This window comes from Deltaproteobacteria bacterium, from assembly GCA_016933965.1.
In the GTDB taxonomy this organism is placed as follows: domain Bacteria; phylum Desulfobacterota; class Syntrophia; order Syntrophales; family UBA2210; genus JAFGTS01.
Window position 1 is genome coordinate 1 of the sequence record JAFGTS010000043.1, and the last position, 21773, is coordinate 21773.

At 58.7% G+C, this 21773-nt stretch carries 20 protein-coding genes; 15 read left to right on the forward strand and 5 right to left on the reverse strand.

The features are described from left to right. Window positions 1-177: 177 nt before the first annotated feature. From JXO48_10195 to JXO48_10240, 10 genes are all read left to right on the forward strand, one after another. Entirely contained in the window at window positions 178-591 is a 414-nt protein-coding gene (locus JXO48_10195) for a MarR family transcriptional regulator (protein MBN2284248.1), read from the forward strand. Window positions 592-631: 40 nt separating this feature from the next. Then, window positions 632-1699 carry a 4Fe-4S binding protein gene (locus JXO48_10200; GenBank protein ID MBN2284249.1) on the forward strand — a complete coding sequence of 356 codons (1068 nt, stop codon included), beginning with the start codon at window positions 632-634 and terminating at the stop codon, window positions 1697-1699. A gap of 28 nt (window positions 1700-1727) precedes the next feature. Then, a complete protein-coding gene (locus JXO48_10205; protein MBN2284250.1) occupies window positions 1728-2468 on the forward strand; it encodes an alpha/beta fold hydrolase in 741 nt (246 codons plus the stop codon). Window positions 2469-2477: 9 nt separating this feature from the next. Beyond that, window positions 2478-3680 (forward strand): threonine synthase, encoded by a 1203-nt coding sequence (thrC, locus tag JXO48_10210; GenBank protein MBN2284251.1) that lies wholly within the window; start codon window positions 2478-2480, stop codon window positions 3678-3680. 55 nt (window positions 3681-3735) lie between these two features. Beyond that, window positions 3736-4185 carry a DUF3795 domain-containing protein gene (locus JXO48_10215; GenBank protein MBN2284252.1) on the forward strand — a complete coding sequence of 150 codons (450 nt, stop codon included), beginning with the start codon at window positions 3736-3738 and terminating at the stop codon, window positions 4183-4185. Between the two features lie 54 nt (window positions 4186-4239). Then, window positions 4240-4722 (forward strand): hypothetical protein, encoded by a 483-nt coding sequence (locus JXO48_10220; GenBank protein MBN2284253.1) that lies wholly within the window; start codon window positions 4240-4242, stop codon window positions 4720-4722. 76 nt (window positions 4723-4798) lie between these two features. Further along, window positions 4799-5716 (forward strand): hypothetical protein, encoded by a 918-nt coding sequence (locus tag JXO48_10225; GenBank protein ID MBN2284254.1) that lies wholly within the window; start codon window positions 4799-4801, stop codon window positions 5714-5716. 1 nt (window position 5717) lies between these two features. Further along, window positions 5718-7781 (forward strand): formate dehydrogenase subunit alpha, encoded by a 2064-nt coding sequence (fdhF, locus tag JXO48_10230; protein MBN2284255.1) that lies wholly within the window; start codon window positions 5718-5720, stop codon window positions 7779-7781. Window positions 7782-8009: 228 nt separating this feature from the next. Beyond that, entirely contained in the window at window positions 8010-9461 is a 1452-nt protein-coding gene (locus JXO48_10235; GenBank protein ID MBN2284256.1) for a PDZ domain-containing protein, read from the forward strand. Between the two features lie 38 nt (window positions 9462-9499). After that, window positions 9500-10075, forward strand: coding sequence for a VOC family protein (locus JXO48_10240; protein MBN2284257.1), 576 nt, complete (start codon window positions 9500-9502; stop codon window positions 10073-10075). Between the two features lie 116 nt (window positions 10076-10191). Here the strand turns inward: JXO48_10240 and JXO48_10245 are convergent, their stop codons facing one another. Continuing rightward, a complete protein-coding gene (locus tag JXO48_10245) occupies window positions 10192-10692 on the reverse strand; it encodes a hypothetical protein (protein ID MBN2284258.1) in 501 nt (166 codons plus the stop codon). Window positions 10693-10729: 37 nt separating this feature from the next. Then, window positions 10730-11476 (reverse strand): TerC family protein, encoded by a 747-nt coding sequence (locus JXO48_10250; GenBank protein ID MBN2284259.1) that lies wholly within the window; start codon window positions 11474-11476, stop codon window positions 10730-10732. 204 nt (window positions 11477-11680) lie between these two features. Here JXO48_10250 and JXO48_10255 point away from each other — a divergent pair, with 204 nt between their 5' ends. The 5 genes from JXO48_10255 to JXO48_10275 all read left to right on the forward strand — a co-directional run bounded on the left by JXO48_10255 (window position 11681) and on the right by JXO48_10275 (window position 18018). Continuing rightward, the gene (locus JXO48_10255; GenBank protein MBN2284260.1) at window positions 11681-12655 is read left to right on the forward strand and encodes a hypothetical protein; all 975 of its coding nucleotides are present in this window, start codon (window positions 11681-11683) and stop codon (window positions 12653-12655) included. A gap of 174 nt (window positions 12656-12829) precedes the next feature. Then, window positions 12830-15199 carry a DEAD/DEAH box helicase gene (locus tag JXO48_10260; GenBank protein ID MBN2284261.1) on the forward strand — a complete coding sequence of 790 codons (2370 nt, stop codon included), beginning with the start codon at window positions 12830-12832 and terminating at the stop codon, window positions 15197-15199. Next, window positions 15196-16542: a ribonuclease H-like domain-containing protein gene (locus JXO48_10265; GenBank protein ID MBN2284262.1), complete on the forward strand. Its 1347-nt coding sequence runs from the start codon at window positions 15196-15198 to the stop codon at window positions 16540-16542. The genes JXO48_10260 and JXO48_10265 overlap by 4 nt, the downstream gene beginning before the upstream one ends. Before the next feature lie 102 nt (window positions 16543-16644). After that, window positions 16645-17628, forward strand: a complete 984-nt coding sequence (locus JXO48_10270) for a 4Fe-4S binding protein (GenBank protein MBN2284263.1) — start codon at window positions 16645-16647, stop codon at window positions 17626-17628. 69 nt (window positions 17629-17697) lie between these two features. Then, window positions 17698-18018 carry a hypothetical protein gene (locus JXO48_10275; GenBank protein ID MBN2284264.1) on the forward strand — a complete coding sequence of 107 codons (321 nt, stop codon included), beginning with the start codon at window positions 17698-17700 and terminating at the stop codon, window positions 18016-18018. 108 nt (window positions 18019-18126) lie between these two features. On the opposite strand, the gene JXO48_10280 is transcribed toward JXO48_10275, so the two are convergent. The 3 genes from JXO48_10280 to JXO48_10290 all read right to left on the reverse strand — a co-directional run bounded on the left by JXO48_10280 (window position 18127) and on the right by JXO48_10290 (window position 21772). After that, on the reverse strand, window positions 18127-19563 hold the full coding sequence (locus tag JXO48_10280; GenBank protein ID MBN2284265.1) for a DegQ family serine endoprotease: 1437 nt from the start codon (window positions 19561-19563) through the stop codon (window positions 18127-18129). 156 nt (window positions 19564-19719) lie between these two features. Beyond that, window positions 19720-21117: a HAMP domain-containing protein gene (locus tag JXO48_10285; protein MBN2284266.1), complete on the reverse strand. Its 1398-nt coding sequence runs from the start codon at window positions 21115-21117 to the stop codon at window positions 19720-19722. Further along, the gene (locus tag JXO48_10290) at window positions 21095-21772 is read right to left on the reverse strand and encodes a response regulator transcription factor (protein MBN2284267.1); all 678 of its coding nucleotides are present in this window, start codon (window positions 21770-21772) and stop codon (window positions 21095-21097) included. The genes JXO48_10285 and JXO48_10290 overlap by 23 nt, the downstream gene beginning before the upstream one ends. Between the last annotated feature and the right edge of the window lies 1 nt (window position 21773).

Below are 21773 nucleotides of genomic sequence, written 5' to 3' on the forward strand. Positions count from 1 at the left end.
AGCCCATAACTGCTTAAAAATACTGGATTCCGTGTCAAGCACGGAATGACAAGCCAGAGCAGAATCGACTTTTTGCGAGTGCATCAAACTCCCCGTAAAAAAAGGTTGCCTTCATGGGGCAAAAAAGATAATGTGTTATCTATTAACACGTTAATGGATGGTAATATCTTGAAATCGATGGAATATTTCTATTGTTTTCGGATCGGCGCCCTGGCTCGGAAGATCTACCGGCATTACGGGACACTCTATGGACCGTATGGGGTCACCGTGCCTCAGTCATTCGTCATTTTTGATCTCCTCGCCCATGAGTACAGCAGTGTTAAGGATATCGCCGCGCGGGTCCAGCTCGACAGCCCGGCGGTAACGGGTATCGTGGACCGCCTGGTAAAAGAGGGCCTCGTAAGGCGGGAGGAAGACCCGGCGGACCGCCGCAGCCTGCGTGTGAGCCTGACGGAGAAAGGACGTGCATTGGGTGAGGAATTGGTCCCGCTTGCCGTTTCGTTCAACCGGCAGCTCCATGATGCGCTCAAGGCCGATGATACGGCGGCCTTCGAGCGCTCGCTGAAGCTGCTTGAGGAAAAACTGACCTGAAGGTCTTAAAGAACAGTCATTGTGAACGGGAGGTGCGGTTATGGATGATGTGTACCGGCAATTGCGGAAGAAACTCGACATGTATCCCATCGGGTTTCCTGAAAGTGATGAGGCCTATGCGATCCTGCAGGTTCTGTTCACACCGGAAGAGGCGGAGTTCGCCCTGAAATTGCCCATGATGGATATGAAACTCGACGACATCGCCGCGAGCCTCGGTGAGGGACCCGACGAGGTGAGAAAAAGGCTCGATGCCATGGCCGACCGGGGGACCGTCTTTGTGGCCGTCCGTGATGATATCAGGTATTACCGGCTTCTGCCGTCTGTGGTGGGTTTTTCCGAGACGCCCTTCTGGCCGGGAAAGGAGACCGACAAGACGCAAAAACTGGCGCCTCTCTGGCGGCGGTATTTTTTTGACAAGTTCGGCCGCGAGATCGGGGACCGGGCGCAGTCGATTATGCGGATCATTCCACTGAACGAAACGATCTCGAACGAGGCCCAGGTGACCCCCTATGATGATCTTACCCGGCTGCTCGAAAGGAATGAGTACTTTGCCGTTGCCCATTGCCCCTGCCGTCTCTACATGAAGGGAACCGGCCAGGAATGCGATCATTCACTTGAGGTCTGTCTTCATTTCGATGATGAGGGACGCTACATGGTGGAGCACGGGATGGCGCGTGAGATCACCCGGGAAGAAACGTTGCAGCTCCTGAAAAAATGTAACGAAGAAGGACTGGTGCACTCGACCTATAACATGAAGGGGAAGGTCTACACCATCTGCAACTGCTGTTCCTGCTGCTGCGTGTTTTTCAAGGCCATGAAAGAACTGAAGCTTCCCGGTGCCTTTGCCCGGTCGAACTATGTCAGTTACATTGATCCGGACCTGTGCTCGGCCTGCGAGGTCTGTGCCGACCGCTGTCCCGTGGAGGCCATAACCGTCGATGAGTATGCCGTTGTCGATGAAGAACGGTGCGTCGGTTGCGGTGTCTGTGTTCCCGCGTGCCCCACCGAGGCGATCGTTCTCATCGGGCGGCCGGAAGAGGCAATGGTGGAGCTGCCGGATCGAAAGACCTGGGTGGTGGACCTCCTGAAGGAAAAGGGAGTCCTCTGATAGATTCACCCCTCGATAGCGGTGAGACATGGTTCGAAGGACGGCTGCCGGGATAGTGATGTTGCTTCTGCTGCTTGCGCCGGACGGCGTGTCGGTCGCCGGTGAGGTCCACGGCCGTGAATGCGTCATTCTGCTTCACGGCCTGTTGCGCACCTCCGACTCCATGGAAAGGCTTGCCGGGTACCTCGAGGAGCGGGGCTACCGCGTGCTGAATGTGGACTATCCCTCGCGGGATGGATCGATCGGCGCCCTTGCGGAAGGATATGTAACGCCAGCGGTGCGCCGGTGCCGGGAGGAGGGCTGCGGAACGATACATTTCGTCACCCATTCCCTGGGAGGTATCCTGGTCCGGCAGTATCTGCAGAACGGGACCGTTCCCCCGGGGAGCAGGGTGGTCATGCTCAGCCCGCCGAACGGTGGAACGGAAGTGGCCGATTTCTTCGGGAATGTCTTTCTCTATCACTGGATAACCGGCCCGGCGGGGGAAGAACTGGGAACGGGGGCGGACAGCACGCCGAACCGGCTTGCCCCGATCGATGCGCCGGTGGGGATCATTGCCGGCACCCGCTGTTACAATCCCCTTTTTTCGGTGCTCATTCCCGGAACCGATGACGGTACTGTCGGGATTGAACGGATGAAACTGGAGGAGATGGCCGGTTACATCGAAGTGCCCTGCGGTCATTTCTTCATGATGAACAATGCCGCCGTGATGAGACAGACCGCGTACTTTCTTGAGCGGGGTGTTTTTGACCATGACGGCGGCCGGTAGAGGGAGAACATGAAGGATTGGAACCTGGTATGCACGGGGTGCGGTGCGGTTCTTCCCGTCGCGGATGCCCGTCCCCGGTGTGCCGTCTGCGGAGAACCTCTCGAGGTGGAGGGGGTATCACGGGGGACCGTCAGGGAGGGGAACAGGTTCGGCCAGACCATCTTTGACCGGTATGCCGATTTTCTTCCCTTTTCACCCGATGACCCGCCGGCGGGCATGCGGGAAGGGTTCACCCCGCTGGTGGGGTCAGAGAAAATTGCCGGGGAACTTCCCGTCGGCTCTCTCGATCTGAAGGATGAAAGCCGGAATCCCACCTGGTCCTTCAAGGACCGCGGAACGGCATCCGCGGTCCGGCACGCCCTGGCACTCGGATTCAAAAGGATCGGGACCCTCTCGTCGGGCAATATGGCCGCATCCGTCGCCGCCTATGGCGCCCGTGCCGGTCTTCCGGCGATCATCCTGGTCAGTGCCTCTATCCCCGTTGAAAAGCTGAATCCCATCGCCGTCTATCATCCGGTACTGCTCCGTGTCGAGGGTGATTACGGCGACCTCTATTTCAGGAGCCTCGAGATCGGTTCCCGGGAGGGCATTTATTTTATGAATTCCGATGTGCCCTTCAGGGTCGAGGGGTCCAAGACGATCGCTTATGAGATCTGTGAACAGCTTGGCTTCAATGCCCCCGATTTCGTGGTGGTGCCCACCAGTTCCGGAGGAAATCTGCGGGGAATCATCAAGGGTTTTGAAGACTTTTACCGCTGCGGCCTGATCGGAAGGCTTCCGCGCTTCATCTGTGCCCAGGCGAAGGGATGTTCTCCCATCTTCAATGCCTTCACATCGGGAGAGGAACGGGTGCGGCCGCTGGAAAAGACCGACACCATCGCCCACGCGATCGAGAACCCCTTTCCACCCAGTGGAAATGAAGTGCTCAGGCAACTGCGGGAGAGGAACGGTATCGCCCTTGCCGTCACGGATGACGAGATCCTGAGCGCCCAGGGGCGGCTTGCCGGGGCAGGGGTCTTCTGCCAGCCGGCGGCGGCGGTCCCCCTGGCGGCGGTGCGGCGTCTGTGCGCCGATGGCGTGATAGGAAAGAACGACCACGTCGTCTGCATCGTGACCGGTGGCGGGCTGAAATATACGGCGGTTCTCGACCGCCTGGGGTTCGACGTCCGGACCTGCCGGGCCGGGGAACTGGAGGAGTTGCTGGGAGAGTAAGCTGATAAGTTCATAAGTTCATGAACATGAATACACAGAGGAAGGAGAATGCCGGATGAATCAAGGACGTGAATTGGCGGCGCCATGCGGGTTGTACTGCGGGGTATGCGGAATATTGATCGCCCACCGTGACAATAATGAAAAGTTCAAGGAAAAGCTGGCGCCCGTCTACGGGGTCCGCCCCGAGGACATCAGGTGCGAGGGATGCCTGTCCGAGGATGTGTTCTTTTACTGCCGGGTCTGCCCCATAAAAAGCTGCGCCCGGGAAAAGGGTTTCGAGGGATGCTACCAGTGTGACGAGTTTCCCTGCAAAATAATCGAGGACTTCCCGATCGCCGTGGGGAAGAAGGTCATGCTCCGGGCGGTCCCGGCCTGGCGCGAGCTCGGTACGGAAAGATGGATGGAGGAAGAGGAAAAACGCTATACCTGTCCGAACTGCGGTACAAAACTCTTCCGGGGCGCGAAACGGTGCCGGAACTGCCAGGAACCGGTTGACCTGGATTAAGCGTCGATCTTTTCACCCTTGACCTCTCACGGCCTTTCATGAAAGCATATCGGCATGATCGAGATCACCTGCCGGAAGGCTCAAATTGGACAGGGTGTCGAATATCTGCGCGAGGTCTGTTTCGAATGCAGCGTCTGCAGTCTCCACTGCGTCGTCCAGAATGTGGAAGGATACGACGGGAAGAACACATTCGTCTACGACCTCTTTCAGTCGAATGAGCCCTGGGGGCACCGGGCCCTCTGGGCCTGTTCCGGTTGCCATAAATGTTATGAGACCTGTCCCCAGGATGCAGACCCCCTGCGGGTCATCTCGGTCCTTCGCCAGCAGGCCTTTGTGGAAGGAATCGCGCCCCCCTATGTCTATGACCTGATCACGCTCGTCCTGGAGACGGGGCGGGCCTTTCCGGTGACGAAAAAAACACTAAAAGACCGTGAGAAGCTGGGGCTTCGGGAACCTGAACCGACACCGGTCGATGAGATCGGTCATATTGCCGGGCGAACGGGTCTGCTTGAAAAGCTGGGGAAAAGAGAAAAATGATCCCGTCGTGCCTTCCGGTGAGCGGGCCGTGAACTGACGGTATGTGACCACGCGGGCCCGCCGGGTATGCCAGGTTATGGATGATCAGGGAAAAAGCAGCAAGCGGTTCGCCTTCTTCACGGGTTGTCTCGTGCCGTCCCGGTTTCCCCGTTTCGAGGCCATGGCCCGGGAGCTCTTTCCCGAGCTGGGGATCGAACTGATTGATATCACGGGATTTTCCTGCTGCCCCGATCCCGTCAGGGTCGGCGGCGCCGATCGTTTTACCTGGCTTGTCATGGCGGCACGAAATCTCGCCGTTGCCGCCGGCGCGGGGTTGCCCGTTCTCACCCTCTGCCCCGCCTGCACCGTGACGCTGGCATCGGCAAATGCGGAACTTGAAAGGGACGCGGGTCTCCTGGCCGAGGTGAACCATATCCTGGCAGGCACGGGCCGGTACCTTGCCGGCCCCGTTCGGGTGCGGCATTTTTTGAAGGTTTTCTGGGAGGACATCGGCCTCGACGGCCTCCGCGCCACGGTTACGCGCCCCCTTCACGGGTTTCGCCTCTCCTATCACAGCGGCTGTCATGAGAACAGCCCCCGGCCGGTCATGGAGTTCGACAATCCCTTCAACCCGCAAAAAACGGAACGGATGCTCGATGCCCTGGGAGTGACGGTTGTCGATTATCCTGAAAAATCGCACTGCTGCGGTTCCCCCCTCACGCTTGACGGCAAGCAGGACGATGCCCTGCGAGCCACGGTCCGCAAAGTGGCGGATATGAAGCGATGCGGCGCCGATGCGCTTGCAGCCGGCTGTGCCTCCTGTTTCCAGCAGTTTGAGATCGGCCAGATGATGGCCTCCCGCAAAGGTTGCCTGGAAGAGCCTCTTCCGGTCTTCCATGTTCTTGAGATACTGGCCCTTGCCATGGGGCGAAGCCTCGATGATATCGGTTTCGGCGAGCACAAGATAAAGGGGAGCCGGGAAATGCTGGAAGAAAAACTGGGAGGGACGGTCTGACGTGTTCAGGGATGTTGAGACCATATGTCCCTTCTGCGGTGTCGGGTGCCGCATCGTGCTCCGGGTCGACCGGGGACGGGTCGTCGGGCTCTACCCCGCCGAAAACGGTATAAACGAGGGTAAGCTATGCATCAAAGGATGGAGCGCGCATGAATTCATTCACCATCCGAAACGGCTGACCGCTCCCCTGCTCAGGGAGAAACGGTCCGGCACGTTCCGGACCGTTACCTGGGATGCAGCCCTTTCCCATATCCGTGAAAACCTCAGTGCCGCCCTCGATGCCGGTGGTCCGGCCGCCGTCGGCGTTCTGGGATCGGCCAAATGCACCAACGAGGATAATTACGTCCTCCAGAAGTTCGCCCGCGCCGTCGTGGGGACCCCCCACATCGACCACTGTGCCCGGCTCTGTCATGCCTCGACCCTGACCGGTCTGTCGGAGACCTTTGGAAGCGGCGCCATGACGAACAGCATCGAAGAGCTTGAAAAGGCCGACGTGATGTTCGTCATCGGTTCCAATACAACGGAGCAGCATCCCCTGATCGGCAGGCGGATACTACGGGCCATGCGCGACGGTGTGGCCCGCCTGATCGTGGCCGATCCCCGGCGGACAGACATGGCCCGGTGCGCTCATGTACACCTCGCGCACCGGCCCGGAACCGATACGGCCCTCATTAACGGTATGCTGCGGGTGATCGTCGATGAGGCGCTGGCGGACGATGAATTCATCACGGGCCGGACCGAGGGGTTTGAAGCGTTCCTGGGATCACTCAGGGAATATTCACCGGAGCGCGTTGCCGACATCACGGGTGTTTCTCCGGAGATGATAGTCGCGGCGGCCCGGATGTACGGCACCGCCGAAAAGGCCTCCATCATCTATGCCATGGGTATCACCCAGCATGTGGCCGGGACCGCGAATGTCCGCGCCCTGGCGAACCTCGCCCTGGCAACGGGCAATGTGGGAAAGCCCTCGACGGGGGTCAATCCGCTGCGCGGTCAGAACAACGTGCAGGGTGCCTGTGACATGGGCGTTCTGCCGTCCCATTACCCGGGATACCAGCCGGTGGAGGACGATGGGAACCGTGATCGTTTTTCCCGGGATTGGCGGACGGACCGCCTGCCGCAACAGGCGGGACTGACCCTCTGTGAAATGATGGACGCCGCCCTCGATGGACGGACCCGGTTTCTGTGGATCATGGGCGAGAACCCGGCCCTTTCCGACCCCGATACGGCCCACGTGCGAAGGGCCCTCGAAGCGGCTGATTTTCTCATCGTCCAGGATATCTTTCCATCGGAAACGACGGCCTTCGCTCACGTGGTCCTCCCCGGGGCGAGTTATGCCGAAAAAGAGGGGACCTTTACGTCGACGGAACGCCGGGTTCAGCGGGTTCGTGCAGCCATCGAGCCGGTCGGTTCGGCACGGCCCGAATGGGCGGTGATCGCCGAGCTCGCCCGGCTGATGGGATATGATGGTATGAACTGGCGCTCGGCGGAGGCCGTCTTCGAGGAGATCGCCCGGGTCGTTCCCCAGTACCGGGGCATGTCGTACCTCCGCCTGGGAGGTGACGGACTGCAATGGCCCTGTCCCGACGCAGCGCACCCCGGGACCCCCTTCCTGCACGAACATACCTTCAGCCGGGGAAAGGGACGTTTCATTCCCGTCGAACATGTTCCGCCGCCGGAGCAGCCTGATGAGGAATATCCCCTGGTATTGACCACGGGCCGTTCCCTGTTCCAGTTTCACACGGGTACCATGACCCGCAGGTCTCCGATCCTGAAGGAGCGGCTCGATGAGTCCTACGGAGAGGTCAATCCCGCCGACGCCGTGCGAGCGGGGATCGAAGACGGTGACCCCGTGGTGATACGGTCACGGCGGGGTGAGATCGTCACTACGGCGCGGGTCACGGAAACCGTCCCCGAAGGGACCGTCTTCGTGCCGATCCATTTCGCCGAGGCCGCCGCCAATATGCTGACCCTGCGGGAACTGGATCCCCTGTCGAAGATCCCGGAGCTCAAGGTATGTGCCGTTTCCCTGAAGAAAAGGACGCGGAGTCAGGGTGAGGCGTGAGACGTGAAGCGTTAAGCGTGAGGCGATTTCCCGAAGCATCCAGGACCCCGATTCCACTAATCCACGTAATCCGTAATCCCTAATCCCTAATCCCTAATCCGTAATCCGTAATCCCTGATCCCCGGAACCCGTGGGTTTTTTACGGAGTTTCCCCTTTTATGGCTTGACAGAATGTTCACGACATGCTTTGTTGACCGGCAGGGTCGGGGGTGGGGAAGGGATTCCTTCATGTATAAAAATCGTTGCATTCTGCTTGCCATATTTCTGTTCATATGGTCCATCTTCATTGTGTCCTGCGCGTCGTCTGTCCGGGAGACGAAAAAACCCTGTGACGGCCTGATGGTCCTGACCAATGCTTTTAACCTGATCGAGGAAAATTATATCGATCCCGTCGATACGTCTCTCCTGGCGAATGAGGCGGTCCTCGGCATGGAGGAGCACCTGAAATCACGCAGCAAGTTCGTTTCGGCCAATCACGGCATTAATTTTTACAACAGCCGGAGCGAGCGGGCAAAGGCCCTTGGGTATCTTTCATCCTCATTCAATTATTACGTTTCCGTCGCGGACGGCGACCCCTTTGAACTGCAATATGCTGCCATCGAGGCCATGGTCAAGAGCCTCGATCCCTACTGTTCCTATCTGACGCCTGAGCTGTACGAAGACCTGAGATCGTTCACGCGGGGGAATTACTGCGGCATCGGCATCGAGGTGGCCATGATCGATGGCGTGATCACCGTCGTTTCTCCCATAGACGATACCCCGGCCTATCACGCGGGGGTCGAAGCCGGCGACCGGATCATCGCGATCAACGGTGAGCTGACGGCGGGGTTCACCGTGAACGATGCGTTCCGGGCCCTTCGGGGGCCGGCGGGAACGACGGTCACCATCACGATAGACCGCAACGGCGATCGGCAGAGGAAATTCATCATTCAGCGGAAGGATATTACCATCCAAAGCGTCAAACACCGGATCATGGAGGGCGGCGTCGGCTATGTCAGGGTTGCCGCCTTTCAGGAAACGACGACGACCGAACTCCGAAACGCCCTGCGGGACATACAGGCGGCGGGTACGCTCAGGGGGATCATCATCGACCTGAGAAATAATCCCGGGGGACTCCTTGATGAAGCCATAACCGTGTCCGATATGTTCCTGGCCTCGGGGGTGATCGTGCGGTCCGAGGGGCGGGCGGATTATACGAACCGGACCTACCAGGCGACCCGTGACGGTGAAGAGGCGCTCTGTCCCATGATAATCCTCGTGAACAGGGGAACGGCCAGTGCATCCGAGGTTGTTGCCTTTGCCCTTCGTGATAATGATAAGGCCCTGCTCTTCGGTTCACGGACGGCGGGGAAGGGAACCATTCAAAGCGTGACGGAGCTCTGTGATGGTTCAGCACTGAAGCTGACGATGGCGAAGTATTATTCGGCCAAGGGACGGGCGTTTCAGGAAACGGGCATTATTCCCGACCTGTATGTGGGTGATCGGAAGGAGAGGGAAAAATGCGGTGTTGCCGGAGACGGGGCAGGTGCACCGAACGGGGACGGGCCGGTCTTCATTCTCTATGAAGGGGGCAGTCTCGATCTACCCCTTATGATCGCCCATGCTGCTCTGTCCCGGGGAAAGGGACTTCCCGGGACGGAGGAACTGAAAATGCTTGCCGGTCAGGTCCTGAACCGGTAGGCGCTGTTCAATGACGGTCATGGGGGAGGAAAAACGCCGTGATTTCAAGGATTGACCACGTATCGCTCGCGGTCCGGGACACTGAGTATGACCGGGCCGTTCATTTTTTCCGCGATATCCTGGGCGCCGTGCCCGGTGTCGGGTTCGATGATGAAGGAATGCGGTTTTTCTGGCGCATCTATTCACTCGGTGACCTGTCGCGTATCGAATTGATGAAGCCCACCGGTGAAGGAAGTTTTCTTGATAATTTTCTCGGCGATAGGAACGGCGGTGTTCATCATATCACCCTCGAGACGCCGGATATCGAAAAGGCCCGGGAGATCCTGGACGGGAACGGCATTCCCTATTTCGGATTTCACGATCTCGGGGCGATATGGAAAGAACTCTTCATCCACCCGAAAGACGCCTTCGGCGTTCTCATACAGATCGCCCAGTTCAATCCCGATGACTGGGTCGATGATTCCGTCAAGCTGCCTCCGGGAAGGAAGTTCGAGGTCACGAAAAACGACACCGGATGCATCCTGACCGTCGCCCATCCGGGCGGCGGGACCGCCCGCCTTAAACTCTCACGGGATGAAATGACCATGCTGGCCGGGGAACTTACCGACGGATAAATCCCTCTCGGCCTCCCTTTACGAAAGGGAGGTGAAAAACCTTATCCATAATCCTTCTAATCCCGTAATCCGTAATCCGTAATCCGTAATCCGCAATCCGTAATCCCGATCCCCCCTCATTCCCGCAGCGTCAGGAGCGCACGGATGAGCCGCCGCGCCTCCGTCTCCGAGGGGGTCTCCATCAGGGTCACCTTCTGATATTCACTCAGCGCGCAGGGCGGTATGAACCACAGATCAACGCGGTAGAGCGATTGCTCGCGGTTTTGAAAAAGCCGCACCTCCTGTTTTCCCTTCATTGACAATATTTCTTCGATGGTGACGGGATACCGGGTATACACGGGGATCTCGCGGTCCGCGGGCTCATGTTCAAGAAGCACCCCGCCTCTCACAATGCGGGGTGAATGGAGGGGGCCCTCCGGAACCTCCCACCTCGTTCCCGTTCTGCACGCGTAGGAAAGCTCGGGAGAGATCTTCACGGAGGCGAGAACGTTCAGGGCTTCCTCGCGGGTCATTCCGGGGATGTGCCCATCGGGGGGTATCTCCCGCCATGCCGAGCATCCTCCGGCAACGAGGAGGATACAGAAGTATGCGATACAAAGGATGTACCGTGTCTTCATGGCTTCGACCTCCAGTGGTGACTCCCGGTATCACCGGTCATTCCTGGGCCAGGGGTTTTCTCAGCTTCACCGGCGGTGCCTGTCGCTTCCTGATCTTCATGTTCAGTATCTCAATGCACACCGAAAAGGCCATGGAGAAGTAAATATATCCCTTCGGGATATGATAATCAAACCCCTCCGCGATCAGGGTTACACCGATCAGGATGAGAAAGCTCAGGGCAAGCATCTTGACGGTCGGATGGGAATCGACGAATTCTCCGATCGGGCCTGCGGTGAGCATCATGACCAGGACGGCGATGACGATGGCGAGGACCATGACCGGCACATGCTGGGCCAGTCCCACGGCGGTGATGACCGAATCCAGCGAGAAAACGATATCGAGGACCATGATCTGAACCAGCGTTCCGCAAAAATGTGCCGTCCCGACGGACGCCGCCGGCGATGAGCCCCCTGATTCGAGGCTGCCGTGGATCTCGTGGGTGCTTTTTACCAGCAGGAACAGACCGCCGCCGATGAGGATAAGGTCCCTGCCGGATATGACGTGGTCAAGGACCGTGAAAAGCGGTCTTACCAGCGTCATTATCCATACAATGCAGAGGAGCAGGGCGATCCGGGTCAGCATTGCGAGGGCGAGCCCGATGATCCGAGCTCTCTGGCGCTGGCGCTGCGGCAGGCGAGACACCAGAACGGTGATAAAAATGATATTGTCGATACCCAGGACGATCTCCAGTGCCGTCAATGTCGCCAGGGCGATCCATGCTTCGGGGGAATAGAACCACGCCATTGCCGTCTCCTTGCTTTGTTATGGACCGGAGAGCCGGTCCCCTTTCTTCGTGAGCAGTATGTTCGTCGATAATAGTGGATTTTTTGCAAGCCGTCCATTGCTGTCTGTATTATAATAGGTTCACACGAACGACACCTGCGGGGAGGTATCCGAAGAATATTCGATCGGTCTCTCTGAGAGCAGGCGGGAGAAGCGGAGGGAGCCATGCACTTCAGTATTGTGGTAAACGGTACCGGACACGCCTTTCTGCGTGAATTCGGCTGTTCCTGTGAGCGGTGCCTTTCCGCCGGGCACCGCGCGAACACGTCCGTATCCATTATCGGGAGGAACGAGAAAAGCGGTCTTATCTGCTGGCACGCCCTCGTCGATGTGGGGCTCGGCGTCGTGACCAGCCTCTGCGATCTCTTCCGGCCCGCCGACGCCCGGCTGGACTGGCTGCTTCTGACACACTGGCATCCTGACCATTGTCTTGAGCTGAACCGCCTCGGTGAAACGATGCGCCGGTTGTCCCGCGCGCGGGGAGAAGAGAAATTCAGGCGGATCCCCACCTGGGTGCGGACCGGAACGGCCTGCTGGCTCCAGAAAAATAATTCCTACGAATGGCATCGCTGCCTGAAACCCCTGGTCAGCGGGGAACAATCACCGCCGGGGACGCTTCTCGACCCCATTCCGGTGGAACCTGAGGAACTGGTCATAACGCCTGTCAGTGTTTCTCACGTGACGGCCGATATTGATCACGTCACCTTCAAGGAGACCTTCCATTCAAGCGCATCCTTCGTGGTGGAAGCGGGGAACAGGAAGGCCGTCCTTCTCTGGGACCTGGACAACGGAAATGACTGGATCATGAATCCCGATTCCCGCGAACGCGAGGATGCGGTGAACCTGATGTCCGATGCCGATTATCTTTTCATCGACTGCCTGACCTGGGGGGTCGAAGAGGTCCGTGGACACAATACGGGTCATCTGTCTTTTGGAACGGTCAGGAAATATGCGGCGAAGCTGCGACCGCGGCAGACCTTGCTGGTCCACCTGAGCGGTCACGAGGACGGGGAAGGGGCCGGCCGGGGGTGGTCCGATGAACGCTGGACCGATGAGGCCGGCAGGGTGTGGCGTGAAGAGGGTCTGCCGGGTACGGTCGGCGTTCCGGGCATCGCTGATGAATTTTCGCTGCGGGCCTGAACAGAATGAGGAAAGAAGGCGGTCCGGCGGAAGCATATACCGGTAAGCCACCGATGTATCAATACGATATCACTGAATATATTTCATTCTTGACAGGCCCCGGCTCCCTCCCTATACTCATCCGCAACATCGGTCCTCCGGAAGGGACCGTGAGGTCTGGAACAGGTGCCGTACATGGCGAAACTTACGCTGCAGGAATGGCTGGGTCGTGTTGAGAAAGACCGGCGCTTTCTCGAGAATGTGAGTGCCATTGAACATTTTCCCGCCAGTGAGGGGGAATTTGCCCCGTACCCCGGATGGATACATCCAAAGCTCAGATCCGTTCTTGAAAAGCGGGGGATGACACGCCTGTACAGCCATCAGGCAGAGGCGGTTAACGGCATCCGCGAAGGGCGCAACATCGTTCTGGTGACCCCCACGGCCAGTGGAAAGACCCTGTGCTACAATCTGCCGGTCCTTCAGAAAATCCTTGAAGACCCGGAGACCAGGGCCCTCTATATCTTTCCCACAAAGGCCCTCGCCCAGAACCAGATGCACGAAGCCCACAGCCTTATTGGTGAACTTGGGGAACATATCGGGACATACACCTATGACGGCGATACCCCCGCCGACGCGCGCCAGGCGATCCGCAAGCAGGGGAACATCGTGGTTACTAATCCGGACATGCTTCATGCCGGGATCCTGCCGCATCATCCGAAATGGCAGAAACTGTTCAGCAATCTCAGGTATGTGGTCATTGATGAACTGCATGTGTACCGGGGCGTCTTCGGCAGCCACCTGGCCAATGTGATCCGGCGCCTCGTGAGGATCTGCCGATTTTACGGGACCGACCCGGTCTTCATCTGTTGCTCGGCCACCGTGGCGAACCCCGCCGAGCACGCTGAGCGGATACTGGAACGGCCCGTGGACCTGATCGACAGGAGCGGAGCGCCCTCGGCATCCAAGACGTTCATTCTCTATAACCCCCCCATTGTGAACCGTGAACTCGGCATTCGCCAGTCGGCCCTGACGCCGGCGCGGAAGATAGCCGCCGAACTGATCGAAAACGATATCCAGACCATCCTTTTTACCACGAGCCGGCTCAATGTGGAGGTCCTCACCAAGTATCTCAAGGACCGCTTCGCAAAGGGAAAACCCCGTGATGACCAGTTTGTCGCGGGATACCGGGGAGGATACCTGCCGAACCTGCGACGGCAGATAGAAAAGGGGCTCAGGGAACGGAAGGTCATGGGGGTCGTCAGCACGAACGCCCTGGAACTGGGGATCGACATCGGTGACCTGGAAGCATCCCTCATCGTCGGGTATCCGGGCTCCATCGCCAGCACCTGGCAGCAGTCGGGCCGGGCCGGGAGACGCAGGGGCCACAGCCTGTCGATACTCATGGCCAGGAGCAATCCCATGGACCAGTTCATCGTTGAAAACCCGAGCTACTTTTTCTCCCGTTCACCCGAGCATTGCCGGATAAATCCCGATAATCTGCTCATACTGCTGCACCACCTGAAAAGCGCCGCCTTTGAACTGCCCTTTGAACGGGGGGAGCATTTCGGCGGTGAGGAACTGGAAGAGCTGCTTTCCTACCTCGAGGAGCAGGGTGTCCTGCACCGGGTCGACCAACGATGGCACTGGGCGGCTGAAAGTTACCCTGCCGATGAGATCAGTCTCCGGAGCGTCAACCCGGAGAATGTGGTCGTCGTCGACACGACGATCGCCGGCGATCATAAGGCCATCGCGGAAGTCGACTGGGACAGCGCCTTCACCATGGTCCACGATGAGGCGATATATATGGTCGAATCCCAGCAGTACCATGTGGACAAGCTGGACCTTGAACGAAAGAAAGCCTACGTCAGAAAAGTGGATGTCGATTATTTCACCGACGCGATGACCTACACCAACGTCAGGGTCATCGACGGATTTGATTCGAAGCAGAAGGAGCGGCTCATCGTCGAGCACGGGGAAGTGCAGGTCGTCAGAAAGGTGGTGGGATACAAGAAGATCAAGTTCTACACCTCCGAGAACCTGGGGTACGGTGATGTCTCCCTTCCCGAAAAGGACATGCATACCACCAGTTACTGGTTCACCATTCCCCGGGACCTTCTGCTGGGGCTTCCTTACAATCAGGCGGAGATCATCGATGGGCTTGCCGGTCTTTCCTACGGCCTCCACCATCTGGCGGCGGTGCTGCTCATGGCCGATATCAGGGATATCGATCGGTGTATCGGGGACAAGAGCGGCGAGTGGTTCGTCCGTTACGGGGGAAACCGGCGTCTCATCACGGTTTCTCCGGGAGAGCATGAATCGGACCGGGTACGTTTTGATGAATTTGATCCTACGGTGTTCATTTTCGACGCCTATCCGGGAGGCATCGGTTTCTCAGCGCTCCTTTACGAGCAGCACGACCACCTGCTCGGCATGGTCAGGCGCCTCATCGATTCCTGTCCCTGCAGCCACGGCTGTCCCATGTGCGTGGGGCCCACCCTGGAGGTCGGACCCGTCGCCAAGGAGGCGGCCCGGGCGATCCTCGACGGAATCGCGGTCTTCTCATGAGCACCATAGAACGTATCCGCCGCCTGACGGGCGGACAGAAAAGAACGGATCCAAAGGGGGGACGGTCCGAAGAACTGGAAGAGCTCCGCAGGCGGATCGATGCGGTCATGTCCCGCCGGCCCGGTTCTCAATCCCGTACCCGCCCCCTTGAGACCGACGCGTCATTCGGTTGTGACGGGGTCATTGACGGGGAAGAACTGCACAATGACGGCGGGACGTTCTTCGCCACCCTGAAACGGGTGACAAGCGGTAATCCTCACGGCTTTCGCTGTCCCGATGAACTGACCGGTCTCGACATGCGCAGGGCGGCCCTTCTCACGGGCGATCTTCAGGTCTCTGCCGCGGCCGTCACCGATGCCCTCTTCCTTGATACTGAAACGACGGGTCTCGCCGGCGGCGCGGGGACCATGGCCTTCCTGATCGGGCTCGGCTGGCTCGAAGGTTCCGCCTTCGTCACGGAACAGCTCTTCGCCCGCGATTTCCGGGAGGAACGCGCAGCCCTTTATCACCTGCGGGAACGGGCGAAGGAGAAGCGGTTCCTGGTTACCTTCAACGGGAAATCCTTCGACGTGAATCTCCTGGCGAACCGCTTTATCATGAACCGGATGCCCGACCCGCTTTCCGGAATGCCTCACCTCGACCTGCTCCATCCGGCGCGGCGGCTCCTGGGCCATCGCCTGCCCGACAGCCGCCTGGTCACCATAGAAGAGAAGGTCCTTGGGTTTGAACGGGACGGCGATGTCCCGGGACATGAGATCCCGCAGCGATACTTTGACTGGCTCAGGCTGCACGACCCCCGGCTCATGGCCGACGTCTTCGAGCACAACCGCCTTGACGTGGTTTCCCTGGCCGTTCTCATGGTTCACCTGGCGGAATTGCTCGGTTCCGATGCCGGGGGTGTGGAGCGGGACCATGGAGACATCCTGGCGGCCGCACGGCTGCTGCTCGACCGGAAACACCGGTCGGTGGCGCTGGAACACCTGGAGATGCTCCTGTCCTGCTGCCGGGATGCCGGTGTCAGGTACGAAGCCCGCATGATGCTGTCACTGTTTCACAAACGGGAAGGACGGTGGGATCGGGCCGTGGAGCTTTGGGAAAGCATGCTTCAGGAAACGCCGGCCGATGTCTTTGCCTCCGTCGAACTTGCCAAATGGTACGAACACCGGGTCTGCGATTTCGAGCGCGCACTGGCCCTGGTCAGCAACGTGCTGGACGGGAACGATTCCCTTGAAGGACCCCTGGCGGACGCTCTCCTCCACAGACTTGACCGGCTCAGACGGCGCAGGGAACCCGGCCGACAGGGAGAAAAAAACGGTACCCCTTCAGGTAAAAAGCAAGAATAAATAATGTGTTGACCGGGGGTGGTGAGTCATCTATCATGATCCTGCCGTAACAGTTCGCATACCGGTCGGGCATTGTTGAACCCGGGGGAACGGAGGAAAACAATGAAGATACTGGTAATCGCCGGTTCCATCGTGTTTCTGCTCGTTCTCTTCTGGCTCTGGGTTGAGCGGGGGCACCTCCTGCTTCCCGGGACGTGGCCGGCCCTGAAATGGCTTGGTTTCAGAAGAACGCTCACGCAGGGACTCCACGGGATCTGGTACGGCCGTCACATCGTTTCCTACCTGAATTTTCTTCGCATGCTTGCGTACCGGTTCGGGCCCGAAGGCAGGTACGCCCGGTGGCTCGCCGATTCCTATCATGGAAAGATACTGCCGCCGGAACTCGCTCGCTCGATCATCACGGTCAAGGAGAACGTTCCGCTCCAGGACCTGGGGACACGGGTGATCCCTTACGCCAGAGCGCGTGACATCGTGCTCAAGGCGCCGGTCGATATCGTCGTGACACAGTGCGGCTGCAAGGCGCTTCATGCGGCCAGGGGAAACCCCTGCAGGATGGTGCAGCCGCCGTATATGACCTGCATGCTCGTGGGGAAGCCCCTGACCGATTTTCTTCTGGATCATAAGCCGGAAAACACGAAGAGGATAAGCCGGGATGAGGCGCTTGCCCTGCTTGAAGAACTGCACGATGCGGGTCTTGTCCACACCGCCTGGTTCAAGGACTGTATCAAGGACCAGTTCTATGTGATCTGTAACTGCTGCTCCTGTTGCTGCCTGGGCTTTGAAATGGGGTCCCTGGGAATCCGGCAGCTCGCTTCATCTGGATATGTGGCCGCCGTCGATGCCGAGCTCTGTGAAGGGTGCGGGGTGGCCCTCGAGTGGTGCCCCTTCGACGCCATCGAGATACAGGATACGATATCCGCCGTTCGATGGGATGCCTGTATGGGATGTGGGATCTGCGTGGCGAAGTGTCCCCATGAGGCCCGCCGCCTCATCACCGACCGGCGCAAGGGGCTTCCCCTGGATGTACGTACCCTGCCGTCATCCTCAGGAGAGATAATGGATAGCACCGGCCACACAGTGTCATGAGCAGGGACGGCCGAAGCAGTGGCCCATTCCCTGTTGGAAGGTATAATGAATAACCCGCGGGAGGAACCAATGAGTGAAGAAAAACAAGGCAGTATCGTGATGGGAATGGTGTGGATGCTGGTGATCTCCCTGCTTCTCTTCTGGGCACCCCTCATCGGGCCGCTGGTGGCGGGGTTTGTCGGCGGGAAACGGGCCGGCGGGATCGGAGCGGCCTTTGTGGCCGTCCTGCTGCCCGGTATCATCGTGGGTTTTCTGCTGTTTGTCTTCGCCTCGAGTCTGACGGGTGTCCCGCTCATCGGCGCCCTGGCGGGAATGGGTGCCTTTATCCTGTCATTGAGCGGCATCGGGCCGCTTCTGATAGGCGCCCTGATCGGCGGTGCCTTTGCCTGAAAGTGATAAGGAGGGGGTGTACCCCGCCGGGGGGCGGCGGGGTACACCATTGCCAAGGAGATAATCGCCGATAGTGAGGCATCAGCGCGGCAATGAAATGAAACCGTTCTATTTCGTTATTTTTACCGCCATGAATCCACCGCGGCCTCTTTTTACGAGCAGGTTGATCACAGCTCCGTCGGAGACCTTCCGAACTTCTTCCTGAAGATCGGAGAGAGATGTCACGGTAACCGTGTTCACCCCCTTTATGAGATCACCGGGGCGAAGGCCGGCCAGCTCGGCCTTGCTTCCGGGGGTGACCTCGGTCACGACGACGCCCTTTTCGTTATCCGGGTATCCAAAACGGTCGGCCAGTTCAGGTGACATGGTGGAGACCGCGAACCCCAGATTACCGTAGTCGTTCTCACTTGCCGCCGCCGAGACCACGTCATCGGTCCGTTTTGCCAGCGTGACGGTGAAATGCTTCTCCGCGCCGTCACGGAGCACTGTTACGTCCACCTTCTTTTCAACGGGAAGGGCGGCCACGGTCCGGGACAGCTCCTTCGCGGAGGACACGGTCTTGCCGTCTATGGATGTAATGATGTCTTCCGCCTTGACCCCGCCTTTTTCAGCCGGGCTGTCTTCAAATACTTCGGTGATCAGGACGCCGTTGCGGTCGCCTGTTCCGTAGTACTCCCGCAGTTCCCTTGTCAGGTCCTGTATGCCCACACCAAGCCAGGCGCGCGTGACCTCTCCGGTATCCTTCAACTGGGAAATGATCTCCCGTGCCAGGTTGATGGGGATGGCGAAACCGATCCCCTGGCCGTTGGCGATGATGGCGGTATTGATGCCCACCACCTCACCCTTCATGTTCACCAGGGGGCCGCCGCTGTTGCCGGGGTTGATGGATGCGTCGGTCTGAATGAAATCATCGTAGGGGCCCGAGCCGATAACCCGTCCCTTGGCGCTGACGATCCCCGCCGTTACGGTCTGTTCGAGTCCGAAGGGGCTGCCGACGGCAACGACCCAGCTTCCCACGTCGAGCCGGTCCGAATCTCCCAGACACAGCGGTTTCAGGTCCTTCGCGCCTTTAATCCTGATCAGCGCCAGGTCGGTATTGGCATCCCGGCCCACGAGCTCTCCAGTGTATTCCTCCCCGGTCGAGAGTTTGACCGTCATCGTATCGGCATTGTCTATGACGTGGTTGTTGGTGACGATGTATCCGTCACCGTCAATGATGAACCCCGACCCGAGTCCCTGCCGTTTCTTGAGGGGGCTTCGTTTTCTGTCCTGGAACTGTTTGAAGAACTCTTCAAAGGGATGTCCCTCAGGAAAGGGGTTGCCGCGGAAGAAATATGAAATGTCATCACTGCCCTTGACGGCTTGCTCCGTTCTGATATGTACCACGCCCGGCTTTACCTTCTCCGCTATGCCGCTGAAGTTGGCCGGTACCATCGGCGTGCCCGTGTCCGCCGGTTTCGCCGCTCCCCATGACCCGAACCCGGTGACACACAGGAACATGATGAGAACCATGCCGGCTATTACGGTTTTTGATCGTGTGTTCATGAGTGTCCTCCCTGAAATGATGATGTCATAAAACCGGTTGCAATGATGGGATGACAATACCGGAACAACCTTACCGGAAGATGACGGATACATTACAAAATGGTAATCTTCGACGGGCCGCTGCCGGAGTGGTGCTGGGATGGAAGGGGGAATTCATCACCGGAGCGTGACGATGAAGGTGCTGCCCTCCCCGGGTCTGCTTGTCACGGTGATGTCGCCTCCGTGTGAGCGGGCGACGGCGCGCGCAAGGCTCAGACCAAGCCCGATGCCGCGCTCCGAGCGGCTTCGGTCACCCCGGTAGAAGCGTTCAAAGATGTGGGGGAGGTCATCGGAAGGAATGCCGATCCCCGTGTCGGAAATCCGGATGGTTGCAGATCCTCCTGCACAGGTGACGGCGGCCGTTACCGACCCTCCCGTTGCGGTGTACTTGATGGCGTTGTCGATCAGATTGGCGATCATACGCTGCAGTTTTCTTATGTCTCCCCGGTAGGGACAGCTGCCGGAAATATCGGTACGGAGGATGACATTCTTGTCTTCGGCGATGGGCTGAAGCAATTCACAGGCGTCCTCGACAAGCCGGCACAGGTCAAGGTCCTCCACGCTGGTCGTTTCAACCCCTGCCTCGACCTCCGAAATGACGAGCATGGTGTTGATCATATCCAGGAGCCGGTCGCACTCCTCGATGATGCTTGCGGCCATTGATTCATAATCCTCGAGGGAGGTGCCCGTCGTCATGGTGACCTCGGCGATCCCCCTGATACGGGTGATGGGGCTTCTCAGGTCGTGGGCGATATTGTCGCTCATTTCCTTCATGCCCGTAACAAGCTTTTCGATTCGGTCGAGCATCTGGTTGAAAGTGGTGGCGAGCTGGGCGATCTCGTCTCCCCGCCTGTTGACGGGGACCCGCGTTTCAAGATCGTCCTTCGATATGCGACGGGCTGTGGATGTTACGGCCTCGACACCGGAGAGGGCGCGCCGGGCCATGAACCAGCCGATGGCCGCCGACGCGAGGAGGAGGATGGACATGGTGATGATAAATATCCTTTTGAAGGCCTCGATGAACTGGCTCTGGAGCTCCATTGCCTGTCCTATCTGGAGGACCATGCCCCGGCCGATGACACTGTACAACACGCGCACCTTTTCCCTGCGGTCCGGGATCGAGATCGTTTCGTAGAAATGAGGTGTGCCCTTCAGGATCTCCTCTATGGCATTCAGGTTGACCCCCAGGGCCTGCCAGTAGGACATGTTTGTCGATGAGAATACCCTGCCGTCCCGGTATAGGAGACGGAAGAAGGTTTTTTTGACACCGCCCGCCCGTGATTCGGCGACGGCGACGCTCTTGACGGCTTCCAGCCCCTCGGTACGCAGGAGCGTGGAGAATTTGCCCACCTGGTTCAGAAGTTCGCGGTCGGTCTGCTCTTCCATGACCGTCGTGACGAGAAAGTAAAAGAAGAAAAAGGCCAGGATCGAGGAGAGAGTGAAGATCGCCGCGTACCAGAGGGTCAGACGGAATGCCAGTGTATGGCGGAGATCAGTCGGACGCTTTGAGGACATAACCCGCACCCCGCACGGTGTGTATGAGTTTCGTGTCGAAATCCTTGTCCACCTTATCCCGCAGGCGACAGATCCGCGCCTCAACCACGTTCGTCATGGGATCGAAGTTGTAGTCCCAGACATGTTCCATGATCATCGTCCGGGAGACCACATTCCCGGCGTTGCGCATCAGGTATTCGAGAAGGGAAAATTCCAGCGGCTGCAGGTCGATCTTCCGATCTCCCCGGAAAACCTCCCGTGTCAAAAGATTGAGGGAAAGGTCTTCCACGGTGAGGCGTGTTGGTTCCGCCGTTCCGCCGGCCCGCCGGATGAGGGCCTGGATACGGGCAAGGAGTTCCGTGAATGCGAAAGGTTTTGTCAGATAGTCATCGCTTCCCGTCCGAAGACCCTTGATGCGGTCCTCAACGGTTCCCCGGGCGCTCAGAATGATGACGGGTGTGTTGATCCCCTCGCCTCGTATTTCCCTGATCAGGGACAGGCCGTCCCGTTTCGGGAGCATGATGTCGATGACGGCCGCATCGTAGGGTTCCGTCAGTGCCAGGTTCAGACCCGTTTCACCGTCGGCGGCGCAGTCCACGGCATAGCCGGCCTCCTTCAAACCCCGGGTGACAAAAGAGGCTATCTTGCGGTCATCTTCCACGAGAAGGATTCTCATT